21 protein-coding genes are annotated in these 24,435 nt (G+C 61.8%); 8 read left to right on the forward strand and 13 right to left on the reverse strand.

Going from position 1 to position 24,435, the window contains the following annotated elements; genetic code table 11:
* The 4 genes from OIT41_RS20405 to OIT41_RS21045 all read left to right on the forward strand — a co-directional run bounded on the left by OIT41_RS20405 (position 1) and on the right by OIT41_RS21045 (position 3,779).
* Positions 1 to 1,392: a MinD/ParA family protein gene (locus tag OIT41_RS20405; protein WP_264638125.1), complete on the forward strand. Its 1,392-nt coding sequence runs from the start codon at positions 1 to 3 to the stop codon at positions 1,390 to 1,392.
* Positions 1,393 to 1,447: 55 nt separating this feature from the next.
* Complete coding sequence (locus tag OIT41_RS20410; protein WP_264638126.1) at positions 1,448 to 1,675, forward strand: hypothetical protein; 228 nt, start codon at positions 1,448 to 1,450, stop codon at positions 1,673 to 1,675.
* A gap of 279 nt (positions 1,676 to 1,954) precedes the next feature.
* Complete coding sequence (locus OIT41_RS20415) at positions 1,955 to 2,992, forward strand: GntR family transcriptional regulator (RefSeq protein ID WP_264638127.1); 1,038 nt, start codon at positions 1,955 to 1,957, stop codon at positions 2,990 to 2,992.
* Entirely contained in the window at positions 2,985 to 3,779 is a 795-nt protein-coding gene (locus OIT41_RS21045; RefSeq protein WP_413542343.1) for an RHS repeat-associated core domain-containing protein, read from the forward strand. Before OIT41_RS20415 ends, OIT41_RS21045 begins: the two co-directional genes overlap by 8 nt.
* 364 nt (positions 3,780 to 4,143) lie before the next feature.
* On the opposite strand, the gene OIT41_RS20420 is transcribed toward OIT41_RS21045, so the two are convergent.
* The 3 genes from OIT41_RS20420 to OIT41_RS20430 all read right to left on the reverse strand — a co-directional run bounded on the left by OIT41_RS20420 (position 4,144) and on the right by OIT41_RS20430 (position 6,390).
* The gene (locus OIT41_RS20420; RefSeq protein WP_264638128.1) at positions 4,144 to 4,371 is read right to left on the reverse strand and encodes a hypothetical protein; all 228 of its coding nucleotides are present in this window, start codon (positions 4,369 to 4,371) and stop codon (positions 4,144 to 4,146) included.
* A 690-nt stretch (positions 4,372 to 5,061) separates the two neighbouring features.
* Positions 5,062 to 5,889, reverse strand: a complete 828-nt coding sequence (locus OIT41_RS20425) for a class I SAM-dependent methyltransferase (protein ID WP_264638129.1) — start codon at positions 5,887 to 5,889, stop codon at positions 5,062 to 5,064.
* Positions 5,890 to 5,988: 99 nt separating this feature from the next.
* Positions 5,989 to 6,390, reverse strand: coding sequence for a hypothetical protein (locus tag OIT41_RS20430; protein ID WP_264638130.1), 402 nt, complete (start codon positions 6,388 to 6,390; stop codon positions 5,989 to 5,991).
* A gap of 424 nt (positions 6,391 to 6,814) precedes the next feature.
* Here OIT41_RS20430 and OIT41_RS20435 point away from each other — a divergent pair, with 424 nt between their 5' ends.
* The 3 genes from OIT41_RS20435 (at position 6,815) to OIT41_RS20445 (ending at position 9,168) form a co-directional block, all read left to right on the forward strand.
* Positions 6,815 to 7,738, forward strand: a complete 924-nt coding sequence (locus tag OIT41_RS20435) for a ParA family protein (protein WP_264638131.1) — start codon at positions 6,815 to 6,817, stop codon at positions 7,736 to 7,738.
* Positions 7,735 to 8,094, forward strand: coding sequence for a ParB family protein (locus OIT41_RS20440; protein WP_264638132.1), 360 nt, complete (start codon positions 7,735 to 7,737; stop codon positions 8,092 to 8,094). The genes OIT41_RS20435 and OIT41_RS20440 overlap by 4 nt, the downstream gene beginning before the upstream one ends.
* A 603-nt stretch (positions 8,095 to 8,697) precedes the next feature.
* Positions 8,698 to 9,168, forward strand: coding sequence for a MarR family winged helix-turn-helix transcriptional regulator (locus OIT41_RS20445; protein WP_264638133.1), 471 nt, complete (start codon positions 8,698 to 8,700; stop codon positions 9,166 to 9,168).
* 225 nt (positions 9,169 to 9,393) lie between these two features.
* Here OIT41_RS20445 and OIT41_RS20450 read toward each other — a convergent pair whose 3' ends face one another.
* Positions 9,394 to 11,283 carry a polysaccharide deacetylase family protein gene (locus OIT41_RS20450; protein WP_264638134.1) on the reverse strand — a complete coding sequence of 630 codons (1,890 nt, stop codon included), beginning with the start codon at positions 11,281 to 11,283 and terminating at the stop codon, positions 9,394 to 9,396.
* Positions 11,284 to 12,638: 1,355 nt separating this feature from the next.
* On the opposite strand from OIT41_RS20450, the gene OIT41_RS20455 reads away from it, so the two are divergent.
* Positions 12,639 to 13,574 carry a pilus assembly protein TadG-related protein gene (locus OIT41_RS20455; RefSeq protein ID WP_264638135.1) on the forward strand — a complete coding sequence of 312 codons (936 nt, stop codon included), beginning with the start codon at positions 12,639 to 12,641 and terminating at the stop codon, positions 13,572 to 13,574.
* Between the two features lie 162 nt (positions 13,575 to 13,736).
* Here OIT41_RS20455 and OIT41_RS20460 read toward each other — a convergent pair whose 3' ends face one another.
* The 9 genes from OIT41_RS20460 to cpaB all read right to left on the reverse strand — a co-directional run bounded on the left by OIT41_RS20460 (position 13,737) and on the right by cpaB (position 24,401).
* A complete protein-coding gene (locus OIT41_RS20460; RefSeq protein WP_264638136.1) occupies positions 13,737 to 15,668 on the reverse strand; it encodes an ArnT family glycosyltransferase in 1,932 nt (643 codons plus the stop codon).
* Positions 15,665 to 16,891, reverse strand: a complete 1,227-nt coding sequence (locus OIT41_RS20465; protein WP_264638137.1) for a bifunctional glycosyltransferase family 2/GtrA family protein — start codon at positions 16,889 to 16,891, stop codon at positions 15,665 to 15,667. Before OIT41_RS20465 ends, OIT41_RS20460 begins: the two co-directional genes overlap by 4 nt.
* A 296-nt stretch (positions 16,892 to 17,187) precedes the next feature.
* On the reverse strand, positions 17,188 to 18,657 hold the full coding sequence (locus OIT41_RS20470; protein ID WP_264638138.1) for a pilus assembly protein: 1,470 nt from the start codon (positions 18,655 to 18,657) through the stop codon (positions 17,188 to 17,190).
* Entirely contained in the window at positions 18,645 to 19,100 is a 456-nt protein-coding gene (locus tag OIT41_RS20475) for a TadE/TadG family type IV pilus assembly protein (RefSeq protein WP_264638140.1), read from the reverse strand. The genes OIT41_RS20470 and OIT41_RS20475 overlap by 13 nt, the downstream gene beginning before the upstream one ends.
* 64 nt (positions 19,101 to 19,164) lie before the next feature.
* Positions 19,165 to 20,067, reverse strand: a complete 903-nt coding sequence (locus OIT41_RS20480; protein ID WP_264638141.1) for a type II secretion system F family protein — start codon at positions 20,065 to 20,067, stop codon at positions 19,165 to 19,167.
* A gap of 8 nt (positions 20,068 to 20,075) precedes the next feature.
* The gene (locus OIT41_RS20485) at positions 20,076 to 21,026 is read right to left on the reverse strand and encodes a type II secretion system F family protein (protein ID WP_264638142.1); all 951 of its coding nucleotides are present in this window, start codon (positions 21,024 to 21,026) and stop codon (positions 20,076 to 20,078) included.
* Positions 21,020 to 22,465 carry a CpaF family protein gene (locus OIT41_RS20490; RefSeq protein ID WP_264638143.1) on the reverse strand — a complete coding sequence of 482 codons (1,446 nt, stop codon included), beginning with the start codon at positions 22,463 to 22,465 and terminating at the stop codon, positions 21,020 to 21,022. Before OIT41_RS20490 ends, OIT41_RS20485 begins: the two co-directional genes overlap by 7 nt.
* Positions 22,462 to 23,658: an AAA family ATPase gene (locus OIT41_RS20495; RefSeq protein ID WP_264638144.1), complete on the reverse strand. Its 1,197-nt coding sequence runs from the start codon at positions 23,656 to 23,658 to the stop codon at positions 22,462 to 22,464. The genes OIT41_RS20490 and OIT41_RS20495 overlap by 4 nt, the downstream gene beginning before the upstream one ends.
* Positions 23,655 to 24,401 (reverse strand): Flp pilus assembly protein CpaB, encoded by a 747-nt coding sequence (gene cpaB / locus OIT41_RS20500; RefSeq protein ID WP_264638145.1) that lies wholly within the window; start codon positions 24,399 to 24,401, stop codon positions 23,655 to 23,657. The genes OIT41_RS20495 and cpaB overlap by 4 nt, the downstream gene beginning before the upstream one ends.
* Positions 24,402 to 24,435: the final 34 nt, after the last annotated feature.

The raw sequence follows: 24,435 nt of genomic DNA on the forward strand, positions 1-24,435 counted from the left end.
ATGATGGAAACCCAAGCACTCGACTTCCCCAAGATCGACGCCGTTCTGCGCGCCAACGGAACCGGTGAGGTCACGATCAACGGCACCTCCCACGCGATCCAGGCCGACGACGAGGCCTCCGTCCTCCGCGAGGCGTTGCGCCTCATCACCGACACCGCCGCCCAGCTCGGCCGACCCGTCAAAGTCAGCACCACCGACCCGGACGGCCAGGGCCTCATCGTCGTCTCCCCCGAGGGCCTTGTCAGCGAAACCGCCCTAGCCAAACCCAGCCCTCGCCGCCAGAAGAACCCGGAGCCGGCCCTGTCCGCCCCCGCGCCCGTCCATGCTCCCGTCGAGCCGGCGGCCGAGGAAGGTGATCCCCCTGCCGCGCGTGTCACGTTCGGCGCCGCAGTGTCCCACGTCCAGGAACCCGCGCCAGCGGCCGCGGAGCCTCTCACGCGCCGCAGCCTCAAGGAGACATCGTTCCTGGTCAGCGCGCCCGTGCTGGAGCCGGCTATGCGCGGCTGGCGCGGCGCTCTCACCCGACTGGGCTTCCGCATGGAACCGTCCCCCGAGGAGCTGACTGAGCGCGAAGACATCCGCACGGTGAGCCAGCACTGGCCGGGGCCGCGCACCGTGGCCGTCGTCAACCGCAAGGGCGGGGCGAACAAGACGCCCACCGTTGTCATGCTCAGCGCAATCCTGGCCCGCTACAGCGGCGCAGCAACCGTCGCCTGGGACAACAACGAAAGCCAGGGAACCCTGGGCTGGCGCACCGAGCAAGGAGGGCACAACAACAGCGTCCTGGACCTCATCGACTCATCCCAGACACTGCTCTCCCCCGGCACGAACGCAGCCGAGATCGCCCGGTTCGTTCACCACCAAACCTTGGACAAGTTCGACGTCCTGCGCTCGGACGAAAACGACGAAGGCGACCACGAAGTAACCGCCGAGGAGGTGGACATTGCCCACCAGGTGCTCACCCGCTACTACCGGCTGATCGTCATGGACTCCGGAAACACCGCCCGCTCCGCGAACTGGCGGCAGATGATCACCCACACCAACCAGCTCGTCGTCCCCGTGACAGCCATCGAAGACCGCGCCGAAGCCGCACGCCTGACCCTCCAAACTCTCGAATCCCGAGGCGGACACGACGCCGAACTGGCACGTAACGCCGTGGTGATCGTCTCCGAATCCACCGACGCCAAACGCAGCATGAGCGGCGACGCGCTCAAGCGCGCCCAGGACGAAGCCCGCAGGATCGCTGACGGATTCGCCCCGCACGTTCGCGCCGTCGTCCGCATCCCCTACGACCCCGCCCTGGTCAACGGACCCATCCGCTACGACGCCCTCCAACCCGCCACCCAGCGGGCCTGGCTAGCCGCAGCAGCCGCTGTCGCCAAAGGATTTTAGACGACACGCTCCAGATAAAACTTTGATCTTACGAAACTTAAGCAAGGATCAAGCTATGGCACCGATGAAGAAGCGAATGGGTAGGCCCAGCCGTGGCCCGCGTGACGTCTTCACCGTCAAGCTCACCTTGGGCGACGGGGAGAGGCTCCGCCAAATAGCGGACCTGCAAGATCTGTCTTATCAGGATCTCCTTGAGACCATCGTGAGCCAGTCCTTGGCGAATATCGATGTCGAAGCACTTAAAGGACAGGAGACGCTGCCTATCGGCCGTCTGGCTTCTTAAACGAGGAAGGCCCGCCTGAGGGCGGGCCTTCGTATCAAGTTATTCAAGCTTTTCACCATCAGATCTTGGCGGGTCCCGGTGAAAGGCTCCCACAGTCACACCCTCTTTTCAGAAAGGTACTGCATGGGCTCTAGTGTACATGCGCGCGCTTTAAACGACAGCGAATCGCGGATTCATCCGCGGCAGCGGCGTGTCAACCGCGCACGGGAAACGTCCTCGGATGTCGTTTTGTCGGCCGTGCCCAAGGGCAGCGTGCGGGCCGCACATGGACGGCAAACCATGGCAGCCCTGCTTCGGCACGAGAATTTCGCCGTGCGCAACCGCAACGGCCAGGCCACGATCGTGGCCGTATTGCGCGCCCTTATCGATCGTGCCGACTACGAGACCATGACGTCCCGCCCAGGCTGGGAAGCCCTTATCGAGGCCACAGGAACGTCCAGGACGACAGTGGCGCGCGTCTTGAGGCTTTTGATTGCCTGGGGCGTTGTCGGCCGCGTGGCGTCCGGCAGGCAGGCCAAGTACGCCGCTACAGGTCCGGACGGCGAACGTATCAACGAAGCAGCTGTCTACGTTCTCTGCACGCCGTCGCCACTGGCACTTGTGAACAAAGTTGGCACCCCTCCCGCCCTAGGCGGTTCTCACCTTATAGAGAAAGAGTTAACCCATACGCGCGCGCGAGGAAAAAGCTCCCAAACCGACGTGGCTCCGCCACGACTCATTCCCACAGGCGCCGCAAGCGGCGCACCTTCCGCCCAAGTGGCATGGCGCCCAGAACTGCTGTGGCCAGCTCACCGGACGCCAAAACGCCGAGACCAGCGTGTGGCCGCCGCGTCCGAGATCCGCTACCGGAGCTTTCCCCTTCGTTCCATGACGCCCAAGGACGTCGCCAGCTCGTGCCGGGACTTCTTCCTGGCCGGTTGGACCGTCGCGGACATCCTGCACGCGCTGGATTGGCGCCCTGACGGCGCCCAATGGCCGCACAGCGGCGCACCCGACACAAAAGACCCATGGCGGATGCGCGGCTGGCTAAGACACCGCCTCAGCGCCTGGCGCACCGAAGCCGGCGAACCGCTGCGTTCCCGCGACCAGCAAGAATCCGCCCGCATTGCCAACCTCCGCCGCGAGCAGGAAGCCGAGCGCCGACGAACCCTGGAGCGCCAAGCCGAGCGCGCGGCCCGGCTGGACGCCGGCGACTCCCCCGCCAAAGTCACCGCCCTCGCTCAGATCCGCGCGGTGTTTGATGCAAACAAACGGCGGCGTTCCGCCCGCTATCACTCGGCCGAGCAGTCGAGCCGGCAGAGTCCCCAGGATGGGTAGCCTCTCGCCCACATGGGCACAGCAAAAGCAATTTCCTTCGGGCTTTCCCGCACACACCTGCACGACAGGAACACCTGACCGCCTGCACACAACCACCAGTTGGAATCCGTTCGAGTGGAATGGCCAGAACCAAGACACGGACACCGGTCTCTACTACCTCCGAGCCCGCTACTACGACCCACAGACGACCCAATTCATCAGCATTGACCCCGCCAGCTCACTCACGAATGCTATCTACTCCTACGCAAGCCACAACCCGCTGAACCTCCTTGACCCCCTTGGCCTATGGGACGACAGCGACACCCAATCCGTGTTTGGGGTCGTGCTTGGCGGGCTAGGTGTTGCCGCAGGCGTCGCGGCTTTGGTGGTGGCGGCGCCAGAAATCGCCATCGGCTTGGCCGCAGGCGCCTTTGCACTTGGGGTCGGCGCTGCATTCCTCGACGGCCCCGCGTGCTTCGGAAAAGGGGAAATGCTTGCATGTGCCGGCTTCGCTCTCGGCGTGCAAGCTCTATATTCGGTGGGGGTCGTTCTTGGCAGCGGCGGCAGGATCCGAGACTTTGGCCGGAGGACTAGGAATCTTTGGCGCCGAGCTCGGCGCTGGCGGATCCGGCCTCGATCTCTTTGGGCTGGTCAAGCATGCCAGGGGAGAAGTATCGAGCGCACCTGTTGGAAAGGATCAATGCGTTGCCTAGCAAGAAACGCCAAAACTACATCACCACATGGAAGTCGCGGATGGGTGAGGAAGCAGCCGGTTTCGCCTACGACTTCCGAGTCTTCGCGTCGTTGACGGGATGGACCATGTTGACGCTCGCAGGCCTGGGTGCGATCGCAATGGTGGCGCGCGCATTTCCGCTGGCCTACGCAGCCTACGGTCTCGTTCTTCTGGCCGTCCTACCGCTAGCCTTCTTCACAATCCGCCCCCTACACAAGGCTCTTACGGTGATTAGACGGCGCTACGGGCTGCCGATCGGTATTCGCATGCCTTGGAGTGTCCTCGCCCGTACAGAGGCATTTGACAGGTGGGTTCTGGAGAATCGCCGAGGCTAACCTCCGCAGCATGAGCCCAACACATCTGGAATTCCGGATGAGGCTTTGGTGGCTCGCTTGTTCTTCGGACCTTGGCGGCTCGAGCGTTCCGCTGTCCGCGCCGTCTATCCGGGCGGCACGCACCCAGTCTTCCTGTGGGCGAGGATCAACTTCATCGCCGTATGCCGGGGGTGTTTCTCGCGGAATGGCCGGAGGGCGTCCTGGGAGCCGCGGAACAGCTCGGCTACCCGGTCCGGCACGACGATCCGATCCGACGACGGCGCGCTTTGATCACGCGGCAGTGGTTCCATGATGTCGACGCGCAGGATTATTGCTTCTGTTTCGGTTTTCATGGTTGCAACGGCATGGGTCCTTGTCGTCATCCAGGTTGCCTGTACCGGGGTGAGTTCATCATGACCACGATCGCCGCAGCCGTGCTTGCGGGCATCACGCTACGCCGGGCCTCGGAATCCTCGCCGCGTCCATCATGTGGCCCGACGTCACACTTGAGGCACTCTTCCAAAATGCGATGCACCGGTCCTTAGTTTATAGATGGAGAAGTAAGGCATGAGGAACACGACGAAAACCTTCGGGACGCTTCCAACGCCCCTGCGTGCGGCTGTCCTAACCTTTCTGGGCGTCTTACTGATCATGTTCATCAGTTTGATCTCATCTCCAAGCCAGTCGGCTGTGATCCCTTATGCCTTCGGGATACTTGGGGTCGCGACGTTCGTCCTGGGCATGATCTTGGCGACGAACTATCGAGGCTCCGCTTCAGCTTTTGCGGGACGATGGCCTGTAGCTGGGGGTAGGTCATTGATGGGCGTATTCATTCGTGTGTTCGGCATTTGCTTCATGGTCGGAGGCGCTTTGTTTGTTGCTGCGTCCGTGGTCGCTATTGTCGCTCGCACATCGTGACACTCGACAACTGAATATGACAGGTTTGGATGGCCCCGGTAGGACGGGGGGCGTGGGTTATGGAAACGCAACGGATTCGGGTGTCCGGTAACGATCGTTAGCGGACATCGGACAGCGAACGACCGTCAAAGGCCGGCTGTCACCAGATAGGTGCGCAGATTGGTCTGTTCTTCCGCGCCGCTTACTCCGGGGGCCCAGCTTAGACGTCCGAAGTTGGCTGTGGGATGGCCAGGCTGTACCAGCTTGGTGTTGGTCCAACCGCCAGCCCGAAACAAGGCATCGGGAGTGTCTGTGCAAAACGGCAGTGCACGGCCGGATTCCGTGCGTGCTTTCACCAACGGAGCCATGCTTTCCAAGGCCAACAGGCCTGTTCCAAAGACATCCGCCAAGAAGATAGACCCTCCAGCAGACAAAGAAGCAGTATCGCGGAGTAGGGACTCGACGGCGGAGTCCGCCAGGTAAAAGAAGAGGCCCTCAGCAACCCAGACTGTTGGGGTACTGCGATCAAAGCCTGCCTCCAGAAGGGCAGGCATCCAGGGACCGGACAAGTCCGCCGGAACACACCGTCGTTCACATGCCGGCGATATCGTGCGTAGAACGGATTCCTTCTGGGCGAAGGCTTCCGCATAGTCGATCTCGAACACGGTACAGGAGGCGGCCAGTGGAAGCCGGAAGGCCCTGGTGTCCAGGCCAGCACCGAGGAGGACGATCTGGCAGTCTTGCCCGGTGGTATCGATGATTTGCTCGTCAAAGTATCGTGTGCGGACCGGAAGGAACGGATTGTAGTCTGCAGCATCCAACATGGCCTTGCCGCTATCTCCTGCCAAGTCTCCGGCCCACGGATCGTTGAAGAGCCGGTCCGAACGGGAAGTCTCAAGAGCTCTTGCGGCAGCAATCCAACGGCCGGTACTAATGGTGGATGCCCGCGCCTGCGAGTCAGGATGTGAAGCCATTCCAAAACTCTACTCAGGATCTGGCCGGCGGAAACGAAATATCCTTAGCGTCGGATATTCCACTTCTTCACAAGCCACCCCATGAAGCCCCGCTCGATATCAGCGGAGTGGATACCGGGCGTTTTTCCATCGTTCCTGCGCGGCCTGCCTGGTGATCCCTACAGCCGCGCCGATTTCCGCCCAAGTGGCACCCCCGGCCTTTGCTTCCGCCACGGAATCCGTCAGCCGCTCCCCCGCACTTGCGTACTCCCGTGCAGCCGCCCTTACCTCGTCCACCAGCTTCAGTGGCATCACGTGGGCCCGCCACTCCCCCTCGATTGCTTCTTCGACGCTAGCGGAAGGATCAGAGAACCCGGAGCTGGGAATGTAGGCCCGGCGCCTGGGTAGATCCTCTTCGACCGCCGACCCGACTCGTATCCACATCATGCCGCGCCAGCCGCAGGTACACGCCCCGCGCCAGCCGATCACCTCAGCATCAGGAACGATTTCGTAGTCACGCATCCACTCGTCCCGCCTGTATCGGCCCGTCAGGCCCTGGACCAGCACACCCTCCCCCGACGAGCTGCCCGATATCCGACCGTCAGGTACCACTTGGGCAGCCCACCCCTCATGAACCCCATCACCAAGATCCCAACCCACAAGCCACACCCTCTCTTGTCAAGATTCCTTGACAGCAAGGGTCGCAGGAAACCTTGACAAGAGCAATGGGCGGTCGGCCCGTCCCTGATAGGCGAGAGAACGAAACAATGGAGAGGGGCGAAATGACCGCAATACCCGCAAAGAAGGTAATGCATGTAATGACGGCATTACTGTCACAGCTTCTAAAGCGTGCAATACTGTTTTTGACAGTAAAGAACCCAGCGACAGTAAAGACACGATTGACGGCAACGCGGGCAACGACAGCAAAGACAGTAGGGTGGAGTTTATGACTATGAATCAGCCATTCGATCGGACCGGCTTGGATAGAGTCTGCGCGTTCGTCAACGGCAAAGGCGGCGTGCTGAAAACTACTTTGACGGCCAACATTGGCGGCCTTTTGGCGGTTTCCGGGTGGCGCGTGCTCCTCGTCGATTTTGACCCGCAGGGAAACCTGGGCTTGGATCTCGGATACCGCCACACGGGGTCAGATGATGATGGCATGGGTATGGCACAAAGTCTCATGTTCGGCGCTCCGCTGACTCCGGTAAAGGCCGTTCGGCCGAACTTGGACGTCGTACCCGGGGGATCGAACCTCGACCAAGCAGCTGCCGGCCTCGTTTCGCTAGCAGGCAAAGACGGGCGCAAAGCCAAGCTAGCCCTCGCCGCTGCTTTATCGCCTTTGGCCGACCAATACGACATCATCTTCATCGACTGCCCACCCGGAAATGAACCCCTCCAGCTGGCCGCCCTCGGCGCAGCGGCACAAATTATCGTGCCGACCAAAACAGATCGGGGCGGACGGGAGGGTTTGCTAGGTGTGGCCAAGCGTCTTGACTCCGTCATCGACGTCAACCCTGGCATCGATCTCCTGGGTGTAATCATCGCCGCAACGTCGTCCTCTGCCAGGTCCGTACAGCGCACCGTCAGGGAAGCGATCACCGAGGCTTTCGGCAGCCAGGATGTGCTCTTTGAAAACATGGTTCGCCACGCAGAATCACCTGCACAGGCAGTCAGGGAGCGGGGAGTCCTCGTCCACGAACTGGAAGAACAGGTTAACTCCGGCCCCAAGTGGTATGAAGTCCTGCGGGGTACGGCCAAGGGCGGACCGAGCCAACCTCGGTCCGCAGGCAACGTGGCAGAAGACCTTCACCGCGTCGCGCAAGAATTGGTCGCCCGACTGGAAGCCGCAGAACAAAGGAACGCATCATGAGCCAAAACCGTGAACCCATCGGCCCGCCGCCACGCCGACCTGCGGCTGGTGTCCAGAACTTGGTCAAGGCCAACAGGGCACCCGCAACCGAGGCTCCTCAGGCAGCGGCCGCACCAAAGCCTGCCGGGACGTCGACCACGGAGCAAGTCACCTTCTACATGCCTGGAGATGCCAGGAAACGGGCCAAAGCCGCATTCAACGCAACCCGGGGCCAGGAGGAGGACGCTAGCTGGTCGGAGTTCGTCACTCGCGCCGTGATGAATGAGGTCTATCGCAGGGAACGCATATACAACGAAGGGGACGCATTCCCGGGGGGCACACGGAATCTGTCGCCTGGACGGACGCTCTCACCGTAGCATTACCCGCATTACTTGCATTGACAGTATTGAACCTAGCCTGCGGCTGGATCAGGAAGCATTTGAGTGTCTATATCAACGCTTTCGCGGAAGCTATTTTGGGGAAGAGCCGCAGACCAGTGTTCCTGGCCAACTTGTCATCGACCGCTCAGCCAGGATCTCGAGAACGCCGATGGCGCAGTAATTATCGGCGAGGAAGCACATATTGTCGCGAGAGGTAACGGGGTGGACCGCGCGGCGATTCCCCATTGACTCCGGCGCAACGTGACGACTACAGCAATCTGATTCTGCTCTGCCCCACAGACCACACTGTCATTGACAAAGTTCCGCAGGATTAGACGGGTGAGTCTTTGCTCAAAATGAAGGCAGACCACGAAGCCTGGGTGGAGATTCCTTGACATTCCCGACCTGAAGCACCTTAGGGCCAGCCGCGCCAACCCCTAGTTCCCGCGGCCATACCCCTCGGGCGACAGCTGGTCCGGCCCGCCGTGTCGACGGTCCGCGTGGCCGCCGGCGTGAGCGTCGTTGGAGTTCTCGATAGACCACCGTCCGCGTATGCTACGGCGACCCATACTTAGGAAGTAGGCTTACTATGGTGGGAAGATGCCGGACTTAAACGACTGGACGACTCCGCGGTTGCTCTCAACGGCAGCCCGTTTGGTCGAGCATGCTTGGAATGAGGAGCTTGCCGTCCTGGGCCTGACCCATTCGGGGGCCATAGCGCTGGAAGTCCTCGATGCGGAAGGGGCCATGACGCAGGCCCAGCTTTCAGCCAAAGTCCGGGTGCAGGCGCAGACCATGGGACAGACACTTTCGAGGCTGGAAGCGCACGGGCACATTACCCGGGAACGAAGTCGCCTGGACGGACGCTCGCAGCGGGTGGCTGTCTCCGAGATGGGCAAAACGGCCCTTATCCAGGCTCGACGGATCGATCGGAGTCTGACTCCCGGGGTTGAAATCGGCGTCGAGGAACTGCGCGACCAGCTGACAGCCGTTATCCGCTGGCTCGGATCTGCCCGCTGGGGCGAGACAGGATCGATAACGACGGACGAAACCCTGCCCGAGCAGAGCTAGTGCGCCTGCGTCATGAATAGCCGGAAAACCGCGTGCCGCCCTGCGAAGCGGTCCCCGCCACTGGACCTCACAGATTCTTCGGCCGGCACCGGCAACCCTTCATATGTCTGTCCTAGCCTTGATCGTGACTATTTCGACGTAGTGACACTGGCATAAACGGCGTATCCGGGTTGGGCTGACAAGCGGTGAACTGGGCCGGGGCTCACGCCCTGGCGCCCTCTGTTGTCAAAGGGGCGGCGCTCCGACGGTGTCGTACATCGCGTAGTCATCCGTGGTGAGTGTGCCGTTGCTGAACAGGCTCAATCCGAAGCTGATGGCTGTGGCCCCGGTTGGCAGGGCCGGGGTGGTGAAGCTGGCCTGGGTGTAGGAGGATGAGGCGCCAAGCCAGGGGCTGGAGGTCCAGTACACCCAGACGCCGGAGGCGTCGCGGTAGTACACAGCGAACTGGGTGACGGTACTGGCGGTGTACCAGGCGCGGAGGGAGTAGCTGTGCCCTTCGATAGCAGGAGGCGCGCAGCTGCCGCTGTCGAGTGTTTGGATGAGTTTGGCATCGCCGTCGATATATCCGGAGACTGTGAGGCTTTCGGCCGCAGTTCCGGTGTGGGCGGTGGCCGCAGTGCTGAACGCGGCGGTATTGGTGCCGTAACCGCCGGTCTGCCAACACTGCGGTTCGGTACCGGCGCCTGCCGTTTCCAGACCGGGGTTCTGGACCAGGTTTGTTCCGGGGGCTGGCGGTGGCGGAGGCGTCACGTTCGCGGCGTCGAACATCTCGTAATCGTCGGTGGTGAGGGTGCCGTTGCTGAACAGGTTCAGCCCGAAGCTGATGCCGTTCGCGCCGGCCGGAAGGGGCGGAGTGGTCCAGGTGGCCTTCTGGTAGGAAGTTGCCGGCGCGTACCAGGGGCTGGAGGTCCAGTACTTCCACGACCCGAGCCCGATCCGGTAGTACAGGGTGAACTGGGTGTTCGTGGTCGATTTGTACCAGGCACCCAGGTTGTAGGTGTGTCCTGCAGTGGCCGAAGGTGAGCAGCCGCCCAGGTCCAGTGCCGGGAGCAGTTTCGCGTCTCCGTCGACGTATCCGCTCATCACGAGTTGTTCGGCGTTCGTTCCGGTGTGGCCGGGACTGATGACTGAATACGCCGCCGTGTTGGTGCCGTAACCGCCTGCGTACCAGCACTGCGGCATGCCGTTGGTGAGGGTTTCAAGGCCCGGATTCGTCACGAGGTTCCCGCTGGCTGGCTGCGGGGGCACCGCGGGACCGGACACTGTGGATTTGACCGTGCCGCCGATGACCTGGTCGACTGTCTGGACGGTGGTGGTCGCGGGCCGGGCCTTCAGCCACGCGGCGAACTGGTCAAACAAGGCCGGCGTGATGGTCAGCGGGTCTGTGCTGGTGCTCGAGATATGGTGGAAGGTGAACTGGATCCATCCGCCGGCGGGTTCAGCCTGGGTGACGGTGTTCTGTAGGTCTGCCAGGGTCCAGGTGTTGTCGACTTCGTCCGCGGCCGCGGTGTTGTACGCATCCGCTGGTGGCATCGTCTCGGCCAGGGCGCAGCCGGCGCAGCCGAACCGGGTCTGAATGTCACCTAGTCCGCGGGCACTGTTGTATCCGCAGTTCTTCACGATGGCTTCGGTGGCTGCTGTCTCGGAAGCGAACGGGTAGGCGAAACTCGTCACCTTGAATCCCCAGTTGGTCAGGTTCACCCTGTCATTGCAGATCTGCCGGGTGGCCTCATCCACGGGCAGGGTGGCCAGGTCCGGGTGGGTCACGGTGTGGCCGCCGATCTCGTGGCCGGCCGCGGCGAGTCCCTGCAGGTCTGACAGCGACAGGTACCCGGGGTTGTCGATGTAGCCCGAGGGGGTGAAGAACGTTCCTTTGAGCCCGTAGTTGTTCATGATCTGGGCTGCATTGAGCTGGTCGGCGTTACCGTCATCGAAAGTCAGGGTCACCACGGTGGGGTTGGCAGCCTGTGCGGGCGGGGCTGCAAGGGCGGCGCTGATCCCGGCGCCGGACAGGGCCAGCAGGACCGTGGCCCCCGCGGTGACCCATCGGCCGGCTGCCGTGCGGACCGGCATCCGCCGGCGGGACGTCCGAACGGTTCGGGCGGAAAATCTCATGACACCTGGCTCGATTCTGGACGGCGGGGAACCCGCTCCTGACGGTTCGGTACCTGCCACGCGCCACCAAGCCCGGGGCATGGCAGCCACCGCGGCCGGTCCCGTGGTCGGGGTGAAGCCGCAACGCAACGAGAACCACCGTAAATTGCCGCACGGCCGGGCGAAACGAGTGAAGACCACTTGTCTTGCCAAGCAGGACCACTCATGTAGGGCCGAGGGCTCGATAACCCGGTCTTCCCAGCAAAGGGGCGCTCCCTCCATGCCGGGGCGGCGGATGCACACCTGCGCAGCACCCGTTACATTTATCGGGTCCCCGAGAATCCGAAACACCTGCTCTCATTTCCTCTCGGCTAGCCGCGGAGCACCAGGCACGGCCGCCCTGGTAGGACCGGTTTGAATCTGCCAAATCGAAGAAGTGGTGGTCGCGAGGACCAGGGACGGGCGTTTGGGGTTCGTGAGGGTCCGGAACGCTCCTGACGCTCGTCTCCTAATGCTCAAGTAGGCAGTCACGGACCGGCACCCCGTCATTTACCGCTGGCGGAACACAAGCACGCCAAAAACGACTGCCCTCACAGCCCGCAGGCGGCCACATCGGCATGCCGTCCAGGAAACCCTGACTATTGACGAGTGGAGCAAGGCTAAGACCCGGTCGGTGCGGGACCTGGATGACTGGCCAGGATAAATGTCTGTGCGCAGGACACGACGGATCAGTCCCGTAAAAAATCTTCCCCGTAAAAACAGGTACCGGTACTCGTGTGCACGGGGGGAAAAATGTCGTTCAATGGGTGCAAGCGGTGCCAGATGTGCGAGCCGGTTATTGCCCCCCAAGAACCGGCCGGGCTGCACGGGCGCTGCCGAGGCAGGTGGAGGACGCAACCACCGCCTATACCGGATCGAGGACCGGACGATGGGATCCCCAGCCGATCGTCCGGTCCTCGACGTCCGGCATCCACCGGCTCGCGAGTGAGATTGCCTCGCCCTCCCCGCCATCAAGGTGTTCTGCGGGGTCAACCCGAGCACCCCTGCGTCATCAAGCTTTCCACTGCCGTTCTCGACCAAATCGCCGACTTGGTGGCCACCCGGCACCCCGATCCCATCATGGTGACGGACGACGTCTACGGCACCTTCGCCGATGACCTCGTGTCACTGTGTGCGAGGCGCCCCCGCAACACAGATGAAGCGGGGCCCCGACGAGAGAAGGACAAAAACCCTGGATTTGCTCCGGGTTTGCGCAGGACTGGCCAAAGATTTCCATAGTACTTTGCCGCCTTGATGGAATCCGGCCCTGTGGCGGCCGCGGGCGGGCCAAGATGGTTCAGGCACCGTTTCTGCGGACTTCATGGGGGGGCTTTCTGTTGATAAGAGAGAAGGAACGCGGCGCGGTCGCGGTTCTCGTGGCGCTGCTCATGGTCGTGCTTCTTGGCTTCGCAGCGGTTGCCGTCGACGAGGGCATGCTTTATGCCCAAAAGGCACAAATGCAGAACGGCGCGGACGCCGCCGCATTGGCCATCGCCCAGGACTGCGCCAAACGCGGCACCGCACTGTGCGTCCCGGCAGCAGCGGGGACCGCCCTGCAGCTCGCCAAAGCCAACAGCAACAACGGCATGGCCGACGCACCGGCGCCGACATTTCCTTCGCCGGGAACTGTGGCCGTGACGACGGCCGCCAGGGACGCGAACGGCAGCGGGGTAACGCTCTTTTTTGCCAGGATTTTCGGGTTTCCCCGTGCCGATGTCCCGGCCTCCTCCACCGCGACGTGGGGTTCCCCGTCGGGACTGACCACCGCCCTGCCGGTGACCTTCTCCGAATGCCAGTTCGACCTCTCCGGAGCGGTGCAGCTGCTGCCCCTGCACGGCACTACGAGCTGTGTCAGTGACAGCCCGTCCGGGCAGATCATTCCCGGCGGCTTCGGCTGGCTGACACCGGACAACGCGACCGTCTGCGGAGCTACAGTGACCATCGCCAACCCCGCGGTTTCGTCGAAGAACGGCGACAGCATGCCGAACCAGCAGCTGTGCAAGCCGGCGTTCACGGCATTGGAAGGCCAGACGGTCCTTCTGCCGGTCTTTGACAGTATCGATGCCAGCGGAAATTTCCATATCAAGGGCTTCGCCGCGTTCCAGATCCTCGGATTCAACTTCCCGGGCCAGTCCTGGAACAACACCGGAACACCCGCCTGCAAAGGCTCCTGCAAGGGAATCATCGGGAAATTCGTCAAATTCGTCACGCTCGCCAACCTCCCCACCGGGGGGCCGGATCTTGGTGCGGAGATTGTGAAGCTCAGCCTGTAGGTTTTCGCGCCGGGGCGTTCCTGGTGTCGCTGCCGAGGTTGAAGATGATCTCAGCGGCCAGGGGGAGTCCGTGTAGCCGGAGATGCCAGCGAACGGTTTTGAGAGTGACCCGTTTCGTCGGCCTGCCTGAGCAAAGCGGCGGGGCCTCGGGGGCGTCGGGCGTCATGGGGTGAGGGGGTAGAAGGACGCTCCGTCGATGTTTTCGGGGGGGAAGTTGTTTTTGACCCATTGCAGAATGCGCGCCGATTCTCCCTTCCCTTCAGAGGTCAGGGGTGGAAGATTCTGGACCACGAGCGATCCGACTTTTCCGCTGTGGACCATGTTCTGGAATTGCTCAAGGGTCGGGAAGGGGTCGGTGCCGTCGAATCCTCCGACCGGCAGAATGGCTTTGGAGCTGTCCAGCTGGTAGTTGGCGGCGGATTCCGATCCGATAACGGCGGCCGGCCACGTCACGGAGCCAGGGGTGGCCCTTATCCTTTCAAGGACGCCTGGGGCCGGTATGTCGCCGAACATGACAGCAGTGAACGCGGGCGGCACCCCCGGGGCCAGCTGGGTTCGATCCGGACTATCTGTTCGTATGCCGAGGATGCTTGGACCGGCCACTACTCCCGCTCCAACGTGCGGACTCAGCACGGTGTTGACGGACCAGATCGTTGGACCCAGGAGAATTGAGACCCCGACCAGGAGAACGGCGGCCGCTCGAAGGCGATTGTTGACCGGTGGAAGCAATGCCACGGTTGCCGCGAGGGCGCCGACGACCACCAGAACCGGGGGGAGCCCGGGGAAATCCAACACGGACCTGGACGCTGAAACGTACGCCAGCACCAAGCTGAGGACAAGAACAAGACCCGATAGGAGGCGGATCAGTCCGGTGGTGAACCGGCGCACGAGGTAGACCGCAGCAAGCGCGGCCAGGCAACTCAGTGACGGTACTGTTGAGATCGCGTAGTAGGGGTGCACGATGCCTGACATCATGGCCAGCACCGTGGCTGAACAAACAAACCACGTGGCACAGAGCACCATTAAAGAGCGCTGGCCAGGGGTACCGCGGCGGCGGATCACCAACACCACGGCGATGCCTAGTCCCGCAATCGCGAGCGGCAGAAACCACCCAAACTGGCCTGAAAACTGGGGCTGAAGGAACCGGGTTAGCCCAGGGTCAAGCTTCGGGTCCACGACGGCGGCGCTTGCCCCCGACATCGTCCGGGTGGCATCCTCTCCGGTCAGGCGATCCAAGCCGTTGTATCCCAACGTCAGTTCCCAGATGCTATTGGACCGGGAACCGCCGATGAAAGGCCTGTTGGCGGGATTGACCGTCTGGGCAATCAGGAACCACCATCCGGAGGCTACAACGGCTGCGAGCAGTCCCGTGCCCAGGTGAAGTAGTCGGACATAGACAGGTTTCTTAGCGAAGAGAGCGTACGTCAAGGCGATCGCCGGCAGAACGAGGGCAACTTGGAGCTGCTTGGTGAGGAACCCGGCACCGACCAGGGCGCCCGCTCCGAGCAGCCAGCGGAGTTTACCTTTGTCGATTGCTTCGAGCGTGGCGTACGCTGCCCCGATCATCAAGAGAGTCAGCAAGGCATCGGGATTGTTGTAGCGGAACATCACGGTGACGACAGGGGTAACCGCGAAGAAGAGTCCGGCGAGCAGGCCGGTCGCAGGGTCGGTGCGCTTCGTCACCATGCGATAGAGCAGATAGACGCTGAGCACTCCCATCAGGGCTTGCGGGAGGAGGATGCTCCACGGGTTGAGTCCGAAAACACGCACGGAGAGGGACATGATCCACAGGGACATCGGCGGCTTGTCAACGGTTATTGCATTGCCCGGGTCTGAGGACCCGTAGAAGAACGCGGTCCAGTCTTCCGAGCCGGCCATGGCGGCAGCTGAGTAGTAGGAGTTGGCCCAGCCGTTGCGGTCGAGCCCCCACAGGTAAAGAACCGACGCTGAAGCAAGAAGGGCCAATAGAGCTGGCCGCTGCCAGGTCGGATCCAGGGGCTTACCACGAATCCACTTCCGAATGACCTGGGAACGGCCTTGGATGAGGGCGCTTTGGGGTGCTTGGCCGCGAAGCCGGCTGGTGTTGTTGCTCATGTCGCCTGCAGCGCGGAGGCCGTACGTCGGCGTTCATCTGACCGGCGGGTCCGGAAGACCCAGATCCGGAGCAGGACAAAGCGGATCAGCGTGGCGAGTACGTTCGCTGAGGTCAGGACGATCAGTTCGGCTCTGGGCGCCGCGTCCGCGTGAACGGCATGCAAGATCAGCAGGGAAGACGAGGTGATGCCCCAGGCGACTAGGAAGACTACGAGGCCTTGAATCTGTTGTGTGAACAACCGATCGGGTCCGTGGATCCTGAAGGTAAAGCGACGGTTGGCAGCCGTGTTGGCGACGGCCGTGAGTAACAGGGCCAGGAAATTCCCCTGCTGAGCGCCAAACGGGCCCTGGAACAGCAGATAGAGCAATGCAAAGGCAATCGTGGAGAACGCGCCGACGATTCCGAAACGCACCACCTGACCGAAGAAGCTAGGACGCGATGGAGTTGAGATGGGTCCGCGCCCCAGCTCCGCGTAAATCGCTTGCAGGGGAATCTTCCCCCTCATAATCGAGGCAGCGACGCGCAGGAGACCTTTGATGTCGTCGATGGCGGTCTGGCGGATGTCCACCCTGCTGTCCGGATCGTCGATCCAGTCGACTGGAATCTCGTGGATTCGAAGTCCTGCCCGCTCCGCCAAGATCAGCAGCTCAGTGTCGAAGAACCAGCAGTTGTCCTTTACATAAGGAAGCAGCCGATGCGCGACGTCCGCCCTGACGGCTTTGAAGCCGCACTGGGCATCGGAAAACCGTACCTGCATGGTCCCTTTGAGAAGCAAGTTATAGCTGCGGGAGATGAATTCCCGTTTGGGACCCCTGACTACCCGGGAGCTCCGGCCAAGCCGGGTGCCGATGCTGACGTCGGAGTGTCCGGAAAGCAGGGGAGCGATGAGCGGGGGGAGCGCTGCCAAGTCTGTGGAGAGGTCAACGTCTACATACGCGAGAACCTTCGCTTCAGACGCCGTCCAGGCATCGCGGAGCGCGAAGCCGCGGCCCTTGGTCTCCAGGCGCCGGTAGCTGACGTTTGGAATCTCATCTGCGAGCTTCCGTGAAATCGAAGCCGTTGCGTCGGTGCTGGCGTTATCGGCGATCGTGATTTTCCAGCTGTACATCAGTTCCCGCGACAGGTAGCCGGCGAGCCGGTGGATGCTTCTTTCGAGTATGGCGGACTCGTTGAAAACGGGGACGATTATTTCGAGCGCCAAGCCCCCAGAGCTGCGTGTCATGCGGCGATCCTAAATATCACGGTCAGGGATCCTGCAAGGATTCCATTAAGATTTGTCAAATATTCGAGCATTGCGCATGAGCGCCCCAGGGAAACAACGATCCCTTCCTCGGGAACGGAGCTGGTGTCGGGAGCCGACACGGAGGCGGTCGCGCCCTCGTGGTGCTGGTGGGGGGAACCGTACCGGCCCGGGGGTGCGGTCCGGAATGCCGAGACTGGTCTGAAAGGGTCCTCCTCGACTCTGGGTGTCGAGGAGGACCGGTCTTTCGGGGAACTGAGCTGTCGCATGGACGAACCTCAGCTCGGGATTTGGATCAGGTGGGAGTTGCCGCTGATGGCGTTGATCGCCGAGAGGAAGATCGGGCCGAGGGCCGTTCCGCTCCCTGCGCAGAAGAAGTAGTCTCCATCGGAGTTCTCGGCGGCGATGTCGGCTGCTGTGGTGCAGCTGTTCGCCGTGCTCGGATTTCCGTGGGAGTCCGGCGATGCCGCAGCGGCGAGGACATCGCGCACATACGCTCCCGTACCGCCGCATCGTTCTGTGGCCATGTTGTACCCGACGGTGATGATCAGGATTCCACGGGCCTTGGCGTCGGCCGCCACTGCCAGGAGATTGTTGCAGGCCGTGATGCCGTTGGAACTTCCGATGTCTCCGGGGGTCGCGATCGACGTTGACCCGCCGACGTTGGGTTCGTTGGGTTGGCCGTCGGTTTCCAGAATGATGGCGTTGCGTGGCGTTCCTGACCGGGCTGGCAGGCTTCCGAGGTTGTTGGGGTCGAAGCCCAGCAGGTATCTGGCGGCTGCCTTCATCGGCGATGCAAGGCTGGTGCCCGTTCCCGAGTGGGTCAGGCATTGCAGTCCTTTGACGAGATTGCTGCTGCTGTTGAGTGCCGGTGGTGTGGCCGAGGTCGTGTAGTCGTTGGAAAAAGGAACCGGGAGCCAGGGACCGCTTGTTTGCGAGCTGGCGGGGTTGGTGATGCAACCCGACGTCGGCGAACTTCGACCGATGGTGCCCAACGTCACGTATTGCTGGCTTGTCGTCATGGTCTGCAAAGTGCTCTGGATGCCTGATTTGAGTGAGGACAGATCGGTGTCGCTCATGCTGCCGGTGCGGTCGGCGACAATCGCAACATTCATGGGGTTGGGGCTCTGGGCGCCGCAGGATCCTTTGCAGGCGTTCGAGGAAAGCGAGCCGGTGTTCCCGGTGTTGATGCCGATTACGGGCGCGAACGCGAAGGGAACGGTCTTGTTGGCCGTGACGGTTATGGTGTTGCAGGTGTTTCCGCTTGCCGGCGTGCAGGGTATTGCGCAGATCGTGGTGTTGCATTTTGCGCCGGCGGTCGTTCCCGGGTTACAGACGGCCGGCACCTGGCCGCTGGCCACGGTTTTGGTGGCTCCTGTGGAGCCGACGACGCACCAGAAGGTGACGGTGGGGGTGGTTCCGAGATTGTTCGACTGGGCGTAGGTAAGAGCATCAGCCTGGGCCGTCGTGGGATTGTCCGGGAGGGAGGTCACCCCTGCCAGGGCTGCGGCGTCCAGGGCGTTGCTGATCTGCTGGCGCTCGTAGAGTAGGTGGCCGAAATCGATGGCCAACGCTATCGAGCCAAAGAGCACGGGAATCAGCAGGGCAAAGATGAGAAGTGACGCTCCGCGCTCCCGGTTCGCCGGCTCCGTGCATCGTTCGGCCTGTTTCGTCTTCGGAGGCGCACCGTTCCGGCGTTCCCCGGTGCCACGCTGAGCATCGCGTCGGGTCTTTCTTAGCGTGTGCATGTTCCTCCGTTCCAGCCCTGTGATCCTGAGGTCACAGCCGCTGTACCTTCCATTTTCATGACTGATTTGGCCTCGAAGTAGCCGTTGAGTGCCCATGAGTAGAATCCGGACAGGGACGATTGTGGGTAGCGCAGACAGACAACCATCACCCCTGGGGCGCCCCCGGAGGTGTCCACCACGAACTTCACCTGGAGTTTTGTGCTGTCCATCAGTCCTTTGGCCTGGTTGGCCGAGGCGATGACGTCGCCTTGCGTTACCCCCTGCCGGGCACTCTCGCGCGCCGCCCCCTGCAGGCTGATGCTTTGCCCCAGGGCCATGCCGAAGTCGATTGTTCCAAGGACCATGGAGAGGAGCAGCGGCAGGACGAGGGCAAATTCAACGGCTGCCGCCCCGCGTTGCCGAACATCCTGATTCGCTGCACGTCGTGTCCGGAATCTAGACATCAGTTGCTCCTTCAAAACGGTGTTGTGGATAGTTGAGGGCTTCCGCTGCAGTTCGTCTCGGGACCTAGAAGGCTCCGGATATGCTGCTCATCACTTTGATGATCGCGGGGCCGATGATCACGATGAAAAGCGCTGGAAGTATGCAGAACATCAGGGGGAAAAGGACCTTCACGGGTAGCTTCATCGCTTTTTCTTCTGCGCGTTGCCGCCGCTTGATCCGCATCTGTTTGGCTTGGGACCGGAGGACGTTTGCAATGGCTATGCCATAGATGTCGGCTTGCACGATGGCCGAGACGAAACTCCGAAGATCCGGTACACCAGTGCGCTCGGCCATCGAGATGTAGGCGTCTTTGCGTGTTCGTCCGACCTGCATGTCCTGCAGGGTCCGGGCCAGTTCCGCGGCAAGGGCTCCCTTGCCGTTGTGGCATGCCCGCGCCATCGCCGCTTCGAAGCCCAGGCCCGCCTCGACGGAGATGAGCATCTGATCCAGGGTGTTGGGCAGTTCAAGTTCAATGGCCTTTTGACGCTCGGCCCCGCGGCCGTGGATCAGGATGTCAGGGACGAAATATGCCAGGGCCGTGACGAAAATCGTAAGGAGCAAGGTCGCTCCGCTGGGTGTTTTCAGCAGGATCATGATCGTCAGGGCCGCTGCAATAAGTGCGAGGGCCGGTTTTGCCATCAGGAGCCGGTCAAGGGGAAGACTGGTAGGCCGGCCGGCTTTGGCCAGAAGCTTATCGAGCCAGGCGGCGTAACCTTTCGGGGTAACCCGCAGACCCAGGGGTACGGACTGCTTGATCTCGCTCGTTGGAACTATTCCCGCGCCAAGGTCGCCCAGGACGCTCCGGCCCCGGCTGAGGTTGGAACGGATTGCCGCGTATCCCCTCCGGTCCACGGATACTACGGACCACACAATGTACGTCGTGGGAACGATGATGAGTGCCACGATCACCCATGCCATTGCCGTCATGGTCTCCCCTAGAACTTGATCTTGATGACTCGGCTGAGCCAGAAACTGCCGGTGATGAGCAGCAGCGTCCCGACGATGAGCATGATCCAGCCCAACCCGGTTGTGTACAGCGTTCCGACGTAGTCGGGATTTGCCACACTCAACCAAAGGAACACTGAGATGGGCAGGCCGATGAGGATGTATGCCGATAGGCGGCCCTCGGCGCTCAGGGACTTCACCTGTCCCTTGATTTGGGACCTCTCCCGGATGGTCTCGCCCACGTGGTCCAGGACTTCGGCCAAATCCCCGCCGACTTCACGGTGGATTTCTACTGCCTGTCCTGTCCAGTCGAAGTCATCGCTGTCAAGACGGCGCGCGGCATCCTGCATGGAGTCCCGAAGATCGCGGCCCAGCCTGGTTTCGTTGACGATTCTTGTCAGCTCTTCGGAGGTTGGGGCCTCTGTTTCCTTGGAAACGGCATCTACCGATCGCAGAAGACTGTGACCGGCCCGCAGCCCACCGGCGAGCATTTGCAGCGTGTCGCCCAGCTGGGCGTCGAATTTCGCCCTACGCCGGCCGGTCAGGAACTTCAGGAAGATGATTGCGCCTATTGGCGTGGCCAAAAAGAACACGATCCCGAAGGCGATCCCATTGATGAAGAATCCGATGAAACCCGCGGTAGCGGCAGTGCATCCCACCAGCAGGATGAAGTCTGCCTGGCTCATCTTCACACCGGCCTGATCCAGGGAGGCGCGGCTGCCGAACGCGGCGCTGCGGCCGAGCCGGCGTTCGACGAACGATGTTGCCTCGTCGGTGGCCTTGGTCAGCAGGGACCGTTTGTCGCGGACTCCCGGCCGTCTGCGGGACAGGGCGATTTGCCCGCGACCGGATCCGAACGTAACGATCAGCAGGATGCTGAGCGCGACGAAGCACAGTCCTATGCCCAGTGCCAGAAAGACCGGGCTGGTGCTTGTCACCATGACGCACCCCTGGTGGGGGCCGGGGCGAAAACTGATGGAGAGAGGGCGATGCCGAGCTCGGCAAAATGATCCGCGAACCGGGGACGCACTCCTGTAGGGACGGGCTGTCCAAGGAAGCGGCCGCTGTCATCGACCCCGGCGGCGTAGTCGAAGACAAACGCGTCCTGGAGCGTGACGATGTCTCCTTCCATACCCTGAACCTCTGTCACATGCGTGACTCGCCTGGTCCCGTCCCGCAGCCGGGAAATGTGAACAATCAGGTTGATTGCGGAAGCGATTTGTTCGCGGATGGCGCGCAGCGGAAGATCCATGCCTGCCATGAGCACCAGGGTTTCCAAGCGGGCGATCGCGTCGCGCGGGGAGTTGGCGTGCACCGTGGAGATGGAACCGTCATGACCGGTATTCATCGCCTGGAGCATATCCAGGGATTCCCCGCCACGTACTTCACCGATGACGATCCGGTCCGGGCGCATACGAAGGGAATTCCGTACAAGGTCCCTGATGCTGATTTCGCCTTTCCCCTCGATATTGCGGGGCCGGCTTTCCAAGCGGACAACGTGGTCTTGCTGCAGTTGAAGCTCAACTGCATCTTCAATGGTGACGATCCTTTCATCCGCAGGAAGAAAGCTTGAGAGGACATTCAACAAAGTGGTCTTGCCGGTACCTGTACCGCCGGAAACGATGATGTTGAGCCGGGCCTGAACACAGGCGTGAAGCAACTCTGCCATTTCCGGGGACATCGTGCCGAACGAGATCAGCTTCTCCACACCGAGGGGCACGTGGCCGAATTTGCGGATGGTGAGCGCCGATCCGTTGACGGCAAGAGGGGGGATGATGGCATTGACACGGGAGCCGTCGGAAAGGCGCGCATCGACCAAGGGAGATGACTCGTCGATACGCCGCCCGACCTTGGTCACGATGCGTTCGATGATGCGTCGCAGGTGCTCTTCGTCGCTGAATTTCCCGCCGGTGAGATGCAGCTTACCGGCCCGCTCCACGTAGATTTTGTCCGGTCCGTTGACCATGATTTCCGTGACGGATTCCTCGTCCAGGAATTTCTGCAGCGGGCCCAGGCCCAGGACGTCGTCGATGATTTCCTGCACGAGTCGCTGGCGTTCAAGGAGAGTCAGCGGAATGTCATCCTGTTCGATAATGACGCGGAGCTCATCCTTGACGTATTGGTGCAGTTCGGCTTCGTCCAGGGAGGCGTCGGTGATTCTGCTTCCCATTCGCTCGTAGAGCGCGGTGCCGACGCGGTCCTTGACCGCGTTAAGTGCCTCGTTCGAATCCGACGCGTCTCTGGCACTGGATGGGCTAGGGGGCTGCGCCAGTCCGGCGGTCAGCGGGGTGCCCCAAGGACCCGCCCCGCTGGTGACGGGGGGAACCTCTGCGGCAGTTTCGAGTCCTTGGGCGGCCTGCAGGCGTTTGCTCAGGTTCATTGGACTACTGCCCTTCTGTGAAGTTTTTTGTGAGAGCGTTCTTCCCAGTCCGGTTTGAACCGATCGACCAGTTGCATCAGGCCTTTGCTCGCCGGATCGCGGGCTCCGTCTTGAAGGAGCGGCACTCCCTTGTTGGTCGAATAGGGTAGGGTCCGGGACCGGGGAAGGACGATGTCAACGGGGCAGCCGATGGTGGCTTCGACATCTTTGAGTGAGAGTCCGGTGCGACGGTCGGCAAAATTTAGGACGACGTGCCGGTTCTCGCTTAGCAGCCCGATTTCATTGAGGATGCTGAAACCGGTCCGGAGGCCCCTGATGCTGGGGATGTCCATACCGCATACCCAGACGGAATCCGTGGCGACTTCGAGGGTGGCCAGGACGTGTTCCCCCAGGCCGGGAGCGGTGTCGACCACCACAAACTGAAATTCGGTGGAGAGCTGTTGGATCAAATGGGCCACCTGGGGTCCGGAAATCTTGTCAGAGTCCACTGGATTCAGGGGCGCACAAAGGGCGTATATTCCGGCCGGATGGACCGAAAGGTAAGACTTCAGAACCATGCTGTCTTGAACTGCCGCACCTTGGACCGCATCGGCCAGCGTCCGTTCCGGTTCCAACATCAGTCCTGAAGCAACGTCGCCAAACTGCAGGTCGAGATCCAGGACCACAACTCCCATGGGAGCGATTTTTCCGAGCCCCACCGCGAGGTTCGTTGTGACGGTTGTCTTTCCTACCCCTCCCTTGGGGGACATGACCGAGATGATCCGGCCAGCGCCCGGGCGCGTATCAACGCTGGTGCTCAGCCCTCTGCGCCGGCTTGCCGCTGCCAAACTGGAGCGTTCCAGCATGGCCCGGATTTCGTCCGGGTGAGCAAGGGGGGCCAGGAGATCACGGACGCCGGCCCGCATTGCAGGCAACGCAACGTCCGCTTCCTTCTCGGTGACAACCACGATGCTGATTTCGGGATATTGGAGATCGAAGAGGCTCGCAAGCCGGATGGAGTCCTCCAGGGGAAGGCCAGGGCCCAGAAGGATGACTTCAACGGGTTCGCCTGTCAGCATTCGCAGAATATCGTCAGGGCCCGGAGGCAGGTAGTCGGCGGCGATGACGTGGATGGTGCCGTGGAGTCCCTTCGCAGCCTGCCGGGTACGGTGTTCGAAATCCTGGTTTGGTGTGATCAGCAGGAAGCGGCTCATCGGAATACATCTGCCATTTTGACGACTGTGGGCGCGCTTTCTTTTGTGGAGGCCGGCTCCTTGGTCAGCCAGATCGTCCCGAATTGCGCGGCCAGGGCTACTTTGGCTGAATCCACGTCGTTGCGGGCGAGGGTCACGAGTAACGACCCCGAAGGAACCTGGGTGTTGGCTTGCGCCTGGGGGTCCTGGGTAGTGGTCGAAGTTTTGGATTCCGCGCGTTGAACGCTGGTGACTAGCACTTTGTGGAAGACCTGTTGGGCTGTGCCTCCGGCGGTGTTGCTTGCCCCGTCCGAGAAAAGCATGATCACACCCACAGTGTCGCCGGGTTGTATCCGGCCTCCGATGACCCGCTGTGCGTCCAGTTGCACGGAGATTTCCTGCATTCCCGGCGGAACGGGAACTGAGCCCGGGGCTGCCAGGGCGGTCGGATCCACCAGACGGGCTCCGAGCAACGCCTCACCCGGAAGCAAGTCTGTTGCTGCGACTTTGCCTTGCAGACCGTCCAGGCTCTTCAGTGCCCCGTTGGGGACCGAGGACTGGGGCAGTGTGACCAGCTTCACGGATGCTTTGATCGTGTCAAAGGCTGCACCGGATGGGATCTGGTTTTGCACCACCAACACGTCGACGGGTTGAAGATCTTGTTGGGCCCGGGCTTCGGACCCTTGAACATATGAGACCAGCAGCAATGTGCCGACAATGGCCAGCACAAGAGCAACAATGCCTCCCAGTAGGCGAGTTTTCACTTGTTCCCCTTATATGTGTCCCGTATGGGACGTT

It is taken from the genome of Arthrobacter sp. YA7-1, from assembly GCF_025960325.1.
GTDB classification, from domain to species: Bacteria; Actinomycetota; Actinomycetes; order Actinomycetales; family Micrococcaceae; genus Arthrobacter; species Arthrobacter bambusae_A.

What these genes read in the sequence shown, in the direction of transcription:
- OIT41_RS20405 (WP_264638125.1), top strand. Translation starts at nt 1, where the DNA reads ATGATGGAAACCCAAGCACTCGACTTCCCCAAGATCGACGCCGTTCTG.
- OIT41_RS20410 (WP_264638126.1), top strand. Translation starts at nt 1,448, where the DNA reads ATGGCACCGATGAAGAAGCGAATGGGTAGGCCCAGCCGTGGCCCGCGT.
- OIT41_RS20415 (WP_264638127.1), top strand. Translation starts at nt 1,955, where the DNA reads ATGGCAGCCCTGCTTCGGCACGAGAATTTCGCCGTGCGCAACCGCAAC.
- OIT41_RS21045 (WP_413542343.1), top strand. Translation starts at nt 2,985, where the DNA reads ATGGGTAGCCTCTCGCCCACATGGGCACAGCAAAAGCAATTTCCTTCG.
- OIT41_RS20420 (WP_264638128.1), bottom strand. Translation starts at nt 4,371, where the DNA reads ATGAAAACCGAAACAGAAGCAATAATCCTGCGCGTCGACATCATGGAA.
- OIT41_RS20425 (WP_264638129.1), bottom strand. Translation starts at nt 5,889, where the DNA reads ATGGCTTCACATCCTGACTCGCAGGCGCGGGCATCCACCATTAGTACC.
- OIT41_RS20430 (WP_264638130.1), bottom strand. Translation starts at nt 6,390, where the DNA reads ATGCGTGACTACGAAATCGTTCCTGATGCTGAGGTGATCGGCTGGCGC.
- OIT41_RS20435 (WP_264638131.1), top strand. Translation starts at nt 6,815, where the DNA reads ATGACTATGAATCAGCCATTCGATCGGACCGGCTTGGATAGAGTCTGC.
- OIT41_RS20440 (WP_264638132.1), top strand. Translation starts at nt 7,735, where the DNA reads ATGAGCCAAAACCGTGAACCCATCGGCCCGCCGCCACGCCGACCTGCG.
- OIT41_RS20445 (WP_264638133.1), top strand. Translation starts at nt 8,698, where the DNA reads ATGCCGGACTTAAACGACTGGACGACTCCGCGGTTGCTCTCAACGGCA.
- OIT41_RS20450 (WP_264638134.1), bottom strand. Translation starts at nt 11,283, where the DNA reads ATGAGATTTTCCGCCCGAACCGTTCGGACGTCCCGCCGGCGGATGCCG.
- OIT41_RS20460 (WP_264638136.1), bottom strand. Translation starts at nt 15,668, where the DNA reads ATGAGCAACAACACCAGCCGGCTTCGCGGCCAAGCACCCCAAAGCGCC.
- OIT41_RS20465 (WP_264638137.1), bottom strand. Translation starts at nt 16,891, where the DNA reads ATGACACGCAGCTCTGGGGGCTTGGCGCTCGAAATAATCGTCCCCGTT.
- OIT41_RS20470 (WP_264638138.1), bottom strand. Translation starts at nt 18,657, where the DNA reads ATGCACACGCTAAGAAAGACCCGACGCGATGCTCAGCGTGGCACCGGG.
- OIT41_RS20475 (WP_264638140.1), bottom strand. Translation starts at nt 19,100, where the DNA reads ATGTCTAGATTCCGGACACGACGTGCAGCGAATCAGGATGTTCGGCAA.
- OIT41_RS20480 (WP_264638141.1), bottom strand. Translation starts at nt 20,067, where the DNA reads ATGACGGCAATGGCATGGGTGATCGTGGCACTCATCATCGTTCCCACG.
- OIT41_RS20485 (WP_264638142.1), bottom strand. Translation starts at nt 21,026, where the DNA reads ATGGTGACAAGCACCAGCCCGGTCTTTCTGGCACTGGGCATAGGACTG.
- OIT41_RS20490 (WP_264638143.1), bottom strand. Translation starts at nt 22,465, where the DNA reads ATGAACCTGAGCAAACGCCTGCAGGCCGCCCAAGGACTCGAAACTGCC.
- OIT41_RS20495 (WP_264638144.1), bottom strand. Translation starts at nt 23,658, where the DNA reads ATGAGCCGCTTCCTGCTGATCACACCAAACCAGGATTTCGAACACCGT.